Here is a 12,431-nt window from a genome sequence, read left to right as displayed (position 1 = left end):
GGCCGCGCGATACGGGACACGGCCGATCCGGCCATCCCGAACCCGCGGAGATGATCTGCACCGATTCTAGGCCCCAGGGCTCGCGACCCGGGAATCCGCCGCCCGGTGGTCTCGGCTGGTGGGACAAGGTGCGGCGGCTGGGGTCTGCTGGGCGGCCTTGTCGGCGTTGTTCCTTTCCGGTGTTCTTGGGTGAAAAGCAGCAGCGAGGGCGGAAGGGGGTGGGGGGCTCCCTTCCGCCCACCGGGTGGGGCCGGGTGGCCCCACGGGCGGGAAAGCGCTGTCCGCACCCCTGTCAGCGATGATCATGGCGATTCTTCCGGCAAAACGGACAGAATCGGGACTCTCCCCATGATCATCGGCGGGTGCTGCTTTTCGCCACAGAACACCGGGAGGATGGAAGCGGGCAAGGCCGCCCAGCAGACCCGGTTTCCCTCACGCCGACGTCAGCTGTCGCCGCCGAACGCCTCGACGCGCATCACACTGGCGACCGACCGGACCATGTCGAGCGCGTGCAGCTGCTCGACGGTCGTCGCCAGCGCGGCATCCGGGGCCTGATGGCTGACCAGGACCAGCTGGGCGTCGTCGCCGAAGCCCTCCTGGCGCACGTTCTTGATGGAGACACCGTTGTTGGCGAAGATCTCGGCGACACGGGCGAGCACACCCGGCCGGTCGGCGACGTCGAGCGCAACGTGGTAGCGGGTGATGGTGTCCCCCATCGGGTGCACCGGAAGCCCGGTGTCGTGGGCGCCCTCGGGCGCCGCGGCCGACACGCGCCGGTTGCGGGCGACGGCGACGAGGTCGCCGAGGACCGCGCTGGCGGTGGGCGCGCCACCCGCGCCGGCTCCGTAGAACATCAGCCGCCCGGCCGACTCGGCCTCGACGAACACCGCGTTGTAGGCCTCGTTGACGGTGGCCAGCGGGTGCTCTCGCGGGAGCATGACCGGGTGCACGCGCACGCCCACCGACGCACCGTCGGCGGAGCGCTGACAGATGGCGAGCAGTTTGACCACGCAGCCCATGGCCTTGGCGCTGGCGATGTCGCCCGCGGTGACCTCCGTGATGCCCTCGCGGTGGACGTCGGCCGCGGTGACGCCCTGGGTGTGGAAGGCCAACCGGGCCAGGATCGCGGCCTTGGCCGCGGCGTCGAACCCCTCGACATCGGCGGTCGGGTCGGCCTCGGCGTAGCCGAGCGCCTGCGCCTCCTCCAGCGACTCGGCGAAGCCCGCGCCGAGCGTGTCCATCCGGTCGAGGATGAAGTTGGTGGTGCCGTTGACGATGCCCATCACGCGGTGCACCGTGTCCCCCGCCAGCGAGTCGCGCAGCGGGCGCAGCAGCGGGATCGCCCCGGCGACGGACGCCTCGTAGTAGACGTCGACTCCGGCCTCGCGGGCGGCGGCGTGGATCGTGGCGCCGTCCTCGGCGAGCAGCGCCTTGTTGGCGGTGACGACCGACTTGCCCGACTTGATCGCCGCGAGGATCAGCGAGCGCGCGGGCTCGATCCCGCCGATCACCTCGACCACCAGGTCGATGTCGTCCCGCGTCACCAGGCCCATGGCGTCGGTGGTGAACAGCTCCGGGTCGAGCCCCGTGCCGCGGGACCGCCCGAGTCGGCGTACGGCGATGCCGCCGATCTCCAGGGGGGTCCCGATACGCGAGGCGAGTTCGTTCGACTGCTCGTTGAGCAGGCGAACCACTTCCGCGCCCACAACGCCGCATCCGAGCAGCGCCACCTTCATTGCCATCTGGGGGTGACTCCCACTTCTCTCATTTCGTGCCGGTCGGAGATCATCGTGGCCCTCTCCTTCTCTCCGAGGGCCGCAGCCACTCAGCCTACGTCCAGGCGGAGCAGGTCGTCCTCGCTCTCCCTGCGCATCAGCGTCCGGGAGGCGCCGTCGCGCACGGCGACGACAGCGGGGCGCGGCAGGTGGTTGTAGTTGCTGGCCATGGAGTAGCAGTAGGCACCGGTCGCCGCGACCGCCACGAGGTCGCCCGTGCGCAGGTCCGCCGGGAGGTAGAGGTCGTGGACGATGATGTCGCCGCTCTCGCAGTGCTTGCCGACGAGGCGGGAGAGCATGGGCTCGGCGTCGCTGCCGCGGGAGGCCAGCACGCAGGTGTACTCGGCGCCGTAGAGGGCGGTGCGGATGTTGTCGCTCATTCCGCCGTCCACGCTGACATACGTCCGGATGCCCTCGACGTCCTTGATCGTGCCGACCTCGTACAGGGTGATACCGCAGGGCCCGGAGATCGCGCGGCCGGGCTCCACGGCGATCCGCGGCACCGGCAGCCCCGCCGCCGCGCACTCGCGGTGGACGATGGCCAGCAGGCTCTCGGCGATGGCCTTGGGGGACAGGGGAGTGTCGGAGGAGGTGTAGGCGATGCCGAGCCCGCCGCCGAGGTCGAGTTCGGAGAGCGTCACGCCGAGGCGGGCGTGGATGCGGGTGAGGAACTCGGTGACGCGCCGCGCGGCGACCTCGAACCCGGCGGTGTCGAAGATCTGCGAGCCGATGTGGGAGTGCAGGCCGACCAGCTCGATGTGCTCGGCGGCGAGAACGCGGCGGACCGCCTCCTGGGCGGCGCCGGTGCTCAGCGCGAAGCCGAACTTCTGGTCGTCGTGGGCGGTCGCCACGAACTCGTGGGTGTGGGCCTCGACTCCGGTGGTGACGCGGATCAGCACCTTCGGCACGCGGCCGTGTTCGGCGGCCAGCCGGTCGAGGCGGTCGATCTCGTCGAAGGAGTCGACGATGATCCGGCCGACCCCGACTTCGACCGCGCGCGCCAGTTCGGCCTCGGACTTGTTGTTACCGTGCATGCCGATGTCCTCGGCGGGGAAGCCGGCCGCCAGCGCGACGGCGAGTTCGCCGCCGCTGCACACGTCGAGCTTGAGGCCTTCCTCGTGCACCCACCGGGCGACGGCCTTGGTGAGCAGTGCCTTGCCCGCGTAGTAGACGTCGCCGCCGGTGTGGGCGAAGGCGTCGCGGTAGTCGCGGGCGCGGGTCCGGAAGTCCTCCTCGTCCAGGACGAACAGAGCGGTCCCGTGCTCGCGGGCGAGCTGGGACACGCCGATGCCGCCGATGGTGATCTCACCGTCGACGCGCCGGGCCGTGGCCGGCCAGACGCGGGGGTCGAGCTCGATGAGGTCCTGGGGCGGGCTCGGCGGGTGCTCCTCGGGGAGCACGTCGGCGTGGCGCGGGCCTGCTGGGTGGGCGTAACGGCTCATGGGCGTGCGCTCTCGGATGGGTTCGATGGGTGGTGCGTCATGTGCGGCGAGTCCGGCCGATCGGCGACGGCGCGCGGCCGTTCCGGGCGGCGGGACGCACGGTTGTGCGGGCCGGGGCCCGGTTGTTCACAGCCGTGTGGGCGCGGACACACCGAGCAGGGACAGCCCCGTTCTGAGCACACCGGCCGCCGCGGCACACAGTTCGAGCCGCGCGGCGATGCCCTCCCCGCTGGTGCCACCGGCCCTTTCCGGACCGATTGCGTCCCCGATTACGGCACCGCGGGATTCCCGCCATTCATGGTAGGCAATAGCCAGACCTTCGAGGTAGCGCACCAGGGTATGCGGCTCTCGACGACGCCCCGCGGTGGCGAGAACGCCGGGTCCGTCGAAGAGTATGCCGATAAGCGCGGCGGCCGCGGGTTCCTCCAGAGCCGCGACGGCGGCGGGGGTGAGCGTGATGGTCGCACTGGGATCAGAGTGGCCAGACGCCGCATGGCCGGAGCTGGCCGCGCGATGTTCACCCGAAGGGGCGGGGGCGGCCGTGGCCACCGGTTCACCGCGCATCCCCGAGCCACGGGACGGACGGGTGGCCGCGGGCGCTCCGGCCGGGTCGGACCGGGCCGGGAGTGCTCTGGCGGGTAGCGCCGGAACGTCCCAGCCAGAGGCGTACGCCCAGGCCAGACTGGTGACAGCGTGCGCGTGCGCGTAGCGGACGAGAAACGCGGGGTTGGCGTCGGTATGCCGCGCCCAATTGCCCGGATTCTCGGATGTGGGGACGGCGGGGAGTCCGGGACCGGTCTCCTCGCCTCGGCGCGGCCGGTCGGGGATGGATCGGCAGAACGCGACGCGGGCGCTGGCTTCACCGATAACGGCCAGCAGGCGGGCGACGGGACCGTAGGGGCGCTGCGCGTCGAGGTAGGGATCGCGCCAGGACACCTCGGGGATGCACGCGACTCCGGCGGAGGAAGCGCTCAGCGCCGCGGGAGAGGCGTCACGCGCGGGCACCGCCGGGACGTCGACGCGCGCCTCATCAAGGTCACGCGCATGGGCAACCTGCCGCGCGTGGACAATGCGCCGCCGGGCGTCGCCGCGCGCCAGCTCCCTGGCCTCCTCGACGGTGGGGGCCTCATGGAGTTCTGACAGCGCCCACACGGGCCGGTGGCCGCGGCCGCTTGCGCCCCCGGCCGCCGCGTCACCCACCCGGCCGGCCCGCCCACGGTCGGCGTCTCCCGTCTTCTCCGTGTCCTCTGGCCTCTCCATGCTCTCGCCACCCGTGAGATACGCCGCGCCGTCGCCGACGGCGTAGACCAGCGACACGCGGTCGGCGGGGGTGAGGGTGACGTTGATGAAACCGGGCCCCTCGACCGCGGCGTCCACTACCTCCGGCCGCGTGCGCAGTTCTGCGGCGATATCGGCGGCGAGCCGTTCGACGGGCAGCCCTGACAGCCCGGCCAGGCGCATCGGCAGGGCGCTGGCGTAGTCCCTGGGCGCGCCAGCGGGCGGGCGACGCGGCTGAGCGTCGGGAATCCGCGCGGTATCGACCCCGCTCACCTCGGCCGCGGCCGCTCGCAGCAGCTCGTTCACCCACCACGGCGTCGCCCCACGCACCACCGACCGCGCTTCGACCGACGCCGCCGATCGCGCGCCGCCCCGCCTGTTGTTTCTCGCGCTATGGCCGTTCCGCATCACCCGTGCGTCACCCGCCCTGCGGCAACCCGGCGAGGTCGCGCACGATCCGGACGAGTTCGGTCGGCTCGAACGGCTTGGTCAGATACCCGTCGACACCGATCTGCTGCCCGCGCTTCACATCGTCCCCCTGGGCGCGAGCGGTGATGAGGAGGACCTTCATGTCGTGGGTCTCCTCACTCTCCCGGAGCCGCGACGCCGTGACCCAGCCGTCCAGCCGGGGCATCATGACGTCGAGCGTGATCACGTCCGGCCGGACCTCGGCCGCCTGCTCCAGGCAGTCCTCGCCGTCTACGGCGGTGTGCACCTCGAAACCCTCCAGCTGCAGATTGACGCTGATCAGCTGTCGGATCACCTCGTTGTCGTCGACGACCAGTACCCGTGCCAGCACATCATCCACGGCCGTGAGACTAGTGCCCCGTCGGCGCAACCGCCGAGGTATCGCCGAACCCGGGATCAATTGCGCGATCCACCCTCTGCTCCCTGCTAGAGTTATTCCCGCAGCGCGCCCCCTTAGCTCAGGGGATAGAGCAACGGCCTCCGGAGCCGTGTGCGCAGGTTCGAATCCTGCAGGGGGCACACTGAGACACACGCGAAGGGCGTTGACTCCGGCCGGAGTCAACGCCCTTCGCGTTGTGCTGCGCTCTGTCCGAGGCCGGGGGTACGTCCCGACGTGCGACGGGCTGGAGTTGGCGGGACCACGTCGCGACCGCGAGGCCGTCGGGGCACGGTGCCGGAGGAGTGAGGAGCGGCCACCCGGCCCCCGGCGCGGGTTTCGGGGGCGGGGGGATCACCGGGATCGTCCTCGGCTCCGCCGGAGGTAGCGAGAAGCGTGTTCCGCGCCGCCCCGGGCGCGGGCTGGGGTGAAGGCCGCCGTGATATCGAGCAGGAGACGCGAACCGGCATCGCCTGATCCGTCATCCCCGGCGGCGACGGTATTCGGCGGATAAAGGGCAGACACCCCCTTCATCCGGCTCCGGTCAATTGATCGCTCCGGCGCGTTCTGCGCAATTATGACGCGTTGACGATGCTGCTTTCACGGTTTCACCACGAGTGCCTTGGCGAGAGCCACGCGGACCGGCATGGGGAAGAGCAGGATCGCCACCCCTAGGAACCACGAACGTGGTGTCGACACCCCTAACTCCACGGATTGGGCGACTAGGCGACGGGATGCGGATCGACGTCGAATGTGGTGACAGCACCCGTGCGCGTCCGGGGTAAAGACACCCGTGCGGCACACCTCCGTGACCTGCGAAGCTAAAGACATCAGGAAAACTCCGGTAAAAGCTCGGAGGTGGGACGTGCGTTCCGATCGTCGCCCCCACCCGTGGGGCGCGCGCCGCGCACAGCGCCGTATCGCGAGGTGGCGGGGGCTCCGGGAAGCGGCTCGCGCCGCGGCCGCTCCCTGCAGCCGCCAGCCACACGAGCCCGCCTCAAAATCCTTTCTGACCTGGAATTTTGAAATACTCCTCCCGGTTCGCCCACAGGACGGGACTGCGAACATACTTACTACACAAATGACTAAGACGTATGTATACTCACCACCGCAATCCAACCACGCCCCGTGGCCGTTAAGGCCAAAGCGAACAGCACGGCCGGACGTGCACAGCGGCCCGATTCGCCCAACCGGGCGCGCCCACATCGGAAATTGCACGCGCCCGATCCCCCAACTGATATTCTCCCGCGGTGCGAACAGAGATCATAAAACTCACGACATGGTCGACATTCTGCACCATATCCGTTCCATTGCGGGAACTTCAGGACAAGCACATACCCTGTCATAATCATCGAAGGTGGGATCTCTCGCGCGATCGTCGGTAGAACTGAGCGCCCCCGGTGTCCATGAGTTCCGCAATGAACAGGACCGTCTCATACCCCACACGGAGGCACGCCAGCCTTTCGCCCTGCAGCTGAGCGGTCTGTGCAAGCAGTTCAGCGACAAACTGGTGATGGACCACGCCGAACTTCGCGTCCCGGATCGCTGCGTCTTCGGGCTCGTCGGCCCCGAAGGGGCCGGGAAAACGACCCTGTGGTCGATGTCGGTCGGTCTACCGCCCGACCAGGGCGATGTCCGGATCTTCGGAATGGACATGTGGTCGGAACCCTCGCGTGCCAAGGCGGTGCTCGGGGCGTTGCCCGATGAGCCGTCGATTCCCGACCACTGGACCGGCCGGGACTGGCTGACCTCCGTCGCGATATGGAACGGGCTGGACCCGGTCAAGCTCGCGGTCCGCGCCGAGCAGCTGCTGGGCCTGTGGGACCTCACCGAGGCCGAGAGCACGCTCGTCCGGAAGTACTCCACCAGCCTGCGCAAGAAGATGGGGGCTGGTCGTCGCACTGCTGCCCAGTCCCCGACTGCTGATGCTCGACGACCCGTTCGTCGGCGTCGATGACGAGTCCGCCGAAATGATGCGGGACATCCTGCGCGCCTACGTGGCCGATGGCGGCACCGTGGTCCTGTCGACCGAGGCGGAGGACCTGGCCGAGGAGGCGTGCGACGACGCCGCGGTGATCGTCGACGGGCGGTTGGTCCCCGGCCGACCCTGACGAAGGGCGTGCCCACCGGCTGATGAGCACGCCCTGGTGTCGCGCGTGTGCGATCTCTTACGCGCCGATCGATCGTGTGTGAACGTCGTGCCTCGTGCGGCCGGAGGGACGCCGCACGACGGCCCCGTCTCAACTCGCGCAGTCGGCCATGAGCAGGGGGAGCTCGGTCGGCAGATCAGTGCGCCGGTTGACGTTGAGCTTGCGGTAGACCCGGGTCAGGTGCTGTTCGACGGTGCTCACCGTTATGAACAGCCTTCCCCCGATCTCCCTGTTGGTGTGGCCCAACGCCGCCAGGGCGGCCACCCGCCGCTCGGCGTCGCTCAGTATCGCGAACACCTCGGCCTCGGGCGACGACGCCTTGTCGCCGCCGACACCCTCGGGCCCCTCACTGGGGAGCAACCGCTGGCACAGTGCCTCGGCGTTGCAGCTCTTGGCGATCTGCTTGGCACGGCGCGCCATCAGCTGGGCGCGGGCGAACTCGCCGAGCTTGTGGTGAGCGTCGCTGAGGTCCGCGAGGGCCAGCGCGAGTTCGAGCCGGTCACCGCTCTCCTGAAGGCGCTCCACCGCCTCCTTGAGCATCGGCGCCCGCTTCTTGACGTCACTGGTGGCCGCGAGGACCCGCAGCGACATGCCCCGCACCCGCGGGTTCCCGGCCCCGGGCCGCCCCAGCTGCTCGACGACGAGTTTCCGCGCCGTGTCCGGCCGACCGAGGCGCAGGTACACCTTGGCGGACGCGCTTCGCCACGGCAGCAGTCCGGGGAGGTCGAGCTCCCACTCCCTGACCAGCGATCCGCAGGTCTGGAAGTCACCGAGCGCGGCGTGCAGCCGGTTGGAGGCCAGGTAGTAGTGGCCCCGAGCGTAGAGGTAGCGGGGCCAGAACCAGGTCTGCGTCATGTTCTCCGGCACGACCCGCCTGGTCAGCTCCTCAGCCTCGGTAAGCCGACCCATTGCGGTGGTCGCCTGGAGCAGGTGGGCCATCGGCGAGCCGACGACCACCCCCCAGCTCTGCGGAGACATGTCGGTCAGCGCCTGGCGGGCGTACCGCTCGGCCGCCGAGAGGTCTCCCTGGCGCAGCGCGATCCGCGCCCGCATGTCGGCGAGGACCGCTGACCACGCGTGCAGACCGCGGACCTTGGCCTCGTCCCCGAGCGTGACGCACCACTGCACGGCCTTGTCCAGCCGGTCGGCGTGGATGAAGACGAGCAGCGCCCCCAGAACGGATTCGAGAACGGTCTCGGACAGGCGGCAGCTCTGCAGCACCTGCTCGGCCCGGCCGATGGCGTCGTCGCTCCGTCCGTTGTTCATCACATCGGTGAGCGTGGCCTCCGTGCGCACTCCCCGATACCGTCCGACCGTCGTGCCGCCTCTCCCCTGGGCCAGGCGGTCCCGCGGTCCGGGCACCGCCCCCTGCTGCGCCGGACCGTTCGCCATGCAGAAGGGGGTGCCGTCGGCAGCCGGAAGCCGCGGGTGGCACAGCCGCAGCCAGTGCCGGGTGAGGTTGAGTTCCGCCTCCGTGCAGGTGTCGGCCTCGTGCTGTGCTCCCTGGAACCAGTCGAGCGTCTTGGCCGCCTCCACGCCCCGACCGTGCCAGAGCAGGTACCTGCCGAGCGCCATGACGTCGGCGCTCTCCAGGTGCCCTTGCTCGAACGCGGTGGTCAGAGGCTGGATCAGGCGGGCGACCGCCGAGGGGTTGACCCCCCACTGAACGCGTGCGAGCAGCGCCGTGATGACGGCCCGCCTGCGCTCGTCCCCGCAGGCCTGCGCGGCCAGGTCGAGACACCCGATAGCACGCTCCACCGCCCCCATGGCGAGCGCGTGCTTGGCGGCGTCGCGCAGCATCTCCGCCATCCAGTCCTCATCGACGCCACCCCCTGCGGTGATGAGGTGGTCGGCGATGTCGGCCGGATTCTCCCCTTCCTGGTACATCAGCCGCGCCGCACGCAGGTGCATGACCGCCCGGCCCTCGGGCGCCACGTCGCCGAGCACGGCGTCGCGGACCGCTGGGTGCCGAAACCGGACATCGTCGAGCAGGCCCGTCATGTTCAGCGCGGCCATGACCGGCTCGACCGAGGCCGCCTTCACCTTGAGCAGGCGGGCGACCGCGAACGTCGACGCCGACGGGCCGAGCAGCGCCACGGCCTGCGCGACTTCGAGCAGCCGCGGCTCCCAGCGGTGCAGGCAGGACAGGACCGCCTGGCGAAAGGACTCGCCTGTCACGAGGTCCGCCGCGCCGGCGCCACTGTCGGGCGCGGTGTTGTTGTGGTGGTCCTCGATCAGCCCGTGCAGAAGGACAAGGTTGCCGCCGCTGACCGCGTGGTAGACGGGGCACAGCCGTCGGGCGTCCTCGCCGCCCATGTGCTGCCGCAGCAGATCCTCGACGCCAGCGGGGGAGAGCGGCGCCAGCCGGATGCGGCCACAGTTGGGCTGCCGGGTGAGTTCCGCGTGGAACAACGGGTAGGCGGGTCGCGGCTGCTGCCATTCGCTGAGCACCATCATGGCTCGGCTCGATGTCAGCCGCCGTTGGATGTAGAGGAGGGCCTGCAAGCTCGGGCCATCCGCGTGGTGGACGTCGTCGACGCTCAGCACCACGGAACGCTCACGTGCGAAGTCGAGCAGCAGCGCGCACAGCCCGTGGGCGACGTGGGCGTGCCGCTGGCCCAGGGTGACCGGATCCGGTTCGTCAGCGGTGAAGCCCATCGGCTCCGGGCGCAGCAGGTGCTCCACCCGCTCTGCCATCCCGTGGGGAAGGACGGCGGAACGGAACAGCTGGCCCATCACGCCGAGCGGCAGAACGCGCTCCGCGCGTGAACCGGCTGCGCGGAGGACCAGGGCTCCCTGATCGGCGGCCTGCTCCTGAAAGGCGCTCACGAGTTCGCTCTTGCCGCTCGCCCCAGGACCGGTGACCAGCACGACCTGCCCTTTGCCGTTCACACTCTCGGTGAACAGTCGATTCAATGTCTCTAATTCACGTCTCCGCTCCGCCATCTGCATCCGCGTCACCGTCCTCTATTTGCGTCTCTGTATAAAAGGGTGAGTCGGTGAGACCCGGACCCCTCTCTGCCCCACGCCAACCTACCCGCGAGAGAAAGTGAAGTACAAGCGTCTAACTTTGCGACTCTCCGCATGCGGGTGTACACTATTCGGCACTATCGCCGTACCGGTCGGGTGTTTTCCGGTGGTATCGACTAAAGGGCAGCGGGAGCGCGACGAATGGCCACCCGAAGGACAGGCCACAGACTTCCCCCGGTCAACAAATCGCCCACTGAGGGCCGAAGCCGGATAACTGGCGGCCCCCTGAAACACGCGCTTCACACCACGTTCAGGGGCGCTTAATGATGTGAATCCATGGTACTCGAACAGCACACAGTCAGGGCAGCCGCCCCCGACCCGGACGCTGATCACCGGGGCGACCGACGTCTGGGCTGGCGAGGTGGCACGTAGGGCCAGGGCAGCGAGCGACCGGATTCACCCTGGCGTCACGCGATGGACCACGCAGCGTCCTTGACGGAACTCCACTCCTCCTCCAGCGCGCCGGATCCCGCGCTTTTCCATGATCATTTATGCTCGACGAGCCAGAAATGATCTTGGCGCCGCAGAATGTCAAAACGGACCGTTCACTGGAGGATGTGAACCCACGGTCAATGCTAAACGTCGTTCGACTCCACTCCGCCCCGCCCACGCGAGAAGAGGACGTAGGCGGCCCGAACACCGCCGCAGCCACATTCTGCAAGATGTTGAACCTGGGATAATGTCCGGACACGGCCATCCCGCAGACACGGCTACAGGAATTACACGAGTTCACCCCTCGGGGTTTTCGCTTTCGACGAAACGATCATTCCCCGTGAACTCAGGTCCCCATCAGAGCGTCGCACCAAAATCACCACCGGTGACCATTCCGCGCAGCGGTGGGCCGACCTCGCGCCCCGTTCCCGGTCAGCGCCTATTGCAGACCTTTCACCAGCACACCGTCTCAGTCCCGCACCGGTGACCGGCTCTCGATGTGATCGGTCATCACCTTCATCACCGCCGCGGCATGCGCGTTCAGGAAGAAGTGCCCACCCGGGTAGACGTGCAGGTCGAATCCGCCAGTGGTGTGGTCCGCCCACATGCGCGCCTCGTCAAGGGTCACCTGGGCGTCGTCATCGCCGGTCATGGCGATGATCGGGCAGCTCACATCCGGGCCCGGGGTGTAGCGGTAGGTCTCGGCGGCCCGGTAGTCGGCGCGAATGGCCGGCAGGATCATCCGCAGGATCTCCTCGTCCCCCAGCACCGCGGCGTCCGTCCCGCTCATCCGCTTCAACTCGGCGATGATCCGCTCATCGTCCGCGAGGTGGATCCGCTCATCCCGGAACGCCGTTGGCGCCCGCCGCCCCGACACGAACAGGGCGGTCGACCTGACGTCCTCCCGCTCCAGCCGCCGGGCGACCTCGAAGGCCAGCGATGCCCCCATACTGTGGCCGAACATGGCCACAGGGCGGTCGATCCAGGCGCGCAGTTCCGGCACGATCACGTCGGCCAGCTTCTCGATGTCATCGACACACGGCTCGGAACGCCGGTCCTGGCGCCCGGGGTACTGGATCGCGAGCACGTCGACCGCCGGGGACATCGCCTGGGAGACCGGGTGGAAGAACGTGGCCGATCCCCCCGCGTGCGGAAAGCAGATCAAACGCGTGCGGGCCTCCGGCGCCGGGTGGAATCTGCGGATCCACGCGCCGCTGCCTCCGCGTTCTCCTGACTGTGCCGCCTTCACTCCGGTTCCCTTCTGGCCGTGACCGGCCGTCGTCCGGCGTGCGCCACCGGATGTTCCTCCGCCCAGGCCCCGGGCGGGCAGTATCCGCGCCACTGGGTCCACCGCGCCGGCCGCGGAGCCGAATGCTGTGTGCTGGGCGTCCCGCCCCTGCTCCGCATGAGGGCCATAACCGCCACCGTGATCGCGGCGATCTCCTCGTCGTCCGGGGAGCCCCGGACGATCCGCATGAAC

9 protein-coding genes and 1 tRNA gene are annotated in these 12,431 nt (G+C 69.4%); 3 read left to right on the top strand and 7 right to left on the bottom strand.

What is annotated here, in order from left to right; translation table 11 throughout:
• Nucleotides 1-443 precede the first annotated feature (443 nt).
• From ABD259_RS21110 to ABD259_RS21095, 4 genes are all read right to left on the bottom strand, one after another.
• Nucleotides 444-1,742, bottom strand: a complete 1,299-nt coding sequence (locus ABD259_RS21110) for a homoserine dehydrogenase (protein ID WP_344105313.1) — start codon at nucleotides 1,740-1,742, stop codon at nucleotides 444-446.
• Between the two features lie 83 nt (nucleotides 1,743-1,825).
• Nucleotides 1,826-3,217 (bottom strand): diaminopimelate decarboxylase, encoded by a 1,392-nt coding sequence (gene lysA / locus ABD259_RS21105; protein ID WP_344105316.1) that lies wholly within the window; start codon nucleotides 3,215-3,217, stop codon nucleotides 1,826-1,828.
• Between the two features lie 126 nt (nucleotides 3,218-3,343).
• Complete coding sequence (locus ABD259_RS21100; RefSeq protein ID WP_344164788.1) at nucleotides 3,344-4,801, bottom strand: DALR anticodon-binding domain-containing protein; 1,458 nt, start codon at nucleotides 4,799-4,801, stop codon at nucleotides 3,344-3,346.
• Nucleotides 4,802-4,913: 112 nt separating this feature from the next.
• On the bottom strand, nucleotides 4,914-5,303 hold the full coding sequence (locus tag ABD259_RS21095; RefSeq protein WP_344164785.1) for a response regulator transcription factor: 390 nt from the start codon (nucleotides 5,301-5,303) through the stop codon (nucleotides 4,914-4,916).
• Between the two features lie 107 nt (nucleotides 5,304-5,410).
• Here ABD259_RS21095 and ABD259_RS21090 point away from each other — a divergent pair.
• The 3 genes from ABD259_RS21090 (at nucleotide 5,411) to ABD259_RS21080 (ending at nucleotide 7,450) form a co-directional block, all read left to right on the top strand.
• Nucleotides 5,411-5,482: transfer RNA gene (locus tag ABD259_RS21090), tRNA-Arg, on the top strand.
• 1,214 nt (nucleotides 5,483-6,696) lie between these two features.
• Nucleotides 6,697-7,296 (top strand): ATP-binding cassette domain-containing protein, encoded by a 600-nt coding sequence (locus ABD259_RS21085; protein WP_344105322.1) that lies wholly within the window; start codon nucleotides 6,697-6,699, stop codon nucleotides 7,294-7,296.
• Entirely contained in the window at nucleotides 7,265-7,450 is a 186-nt protein-coding gene (locus tag ABD259_RS21080; RefSeq protein ID WP_344105324.1) for a P-loop NTPase family protein, read from the top strand. The genes ABD259_RS21085 and ABD259_RS21080 overlap by 32 nt, the downstream gene beginning before the upstream one ends.
• A 129-nt stretch (nucleotides 7,451-7,579) precedes the next feature.
• Here the strand turns inward: ABD259_RS21080 and ABD259_RS21075 are convergent, their stop codons facing one another.
• The 3 genes from ABD259_RS21075 to ABD259_RS25945 all read right to left on the bottom strand — a co-directional run bounded on the left by ABD259_RS21075 (nucleotide 7,580) and on the right by ABD259_RS25945 (nucleotide 12,427).
• Nucleotides 7,580-10,435, bottom strand: coding sequence for a helix-turn-helix transcriptional regulator (locus ABD259_RS21075; protein ID WP_344164845.1), 2,856 nt, complete (start codon nucleotides 10,433-10,435; stop codon nucleotides 7,580-7,582).
• A 985-nt stretch (nucleotides 10,436-11,420) separates the two neighbouring features.
• Complete coding sequence (locus ABD259_RS21070) at nucleotides 11,421-12,200, bottom strand: thioesterase II family protein (RefSeq protein WP_344105329.1); 780 nt, start codon at nucleotides 12,198-12,200, stop codon at nucleotides 11,421-11,423.
• Nucleotides 12,197-12,427: an acyl-CoA carboxylase subunit epsilon gene (locus ABD259_RS25945; RefSeq protein WP_425573554.1), complete on the bottom strand. Its 231-nt coding sequence runs from the start codon at nucleotides 12,425-12,427 to the stop codon at nucleotides 12,197-12,199. Before ABD259_RS25945 ends, ABD259_RS21070 begins: the two co-directional genes overlap by 4 nt.
• Between the last annotated feature and the right edge of the window lie 4 nt (nucleotides 12,428-12,431).

The sequence above is a fragment of the Nocardiopsis rhodophaea genome (assembly GCF_039530945.1).
Lineage (GTDB): Bacteria > Actinomycetota > Actinomycetes > Streptosporangiales > Streptosporangiaceae > Nocardiopsis_C > Nocardiopsis_C rhodophaea.
Note: the sequence above shows the minus strand (reverse complement) of the source record. Positions and strands in the feature narration are given on the sequence as shown.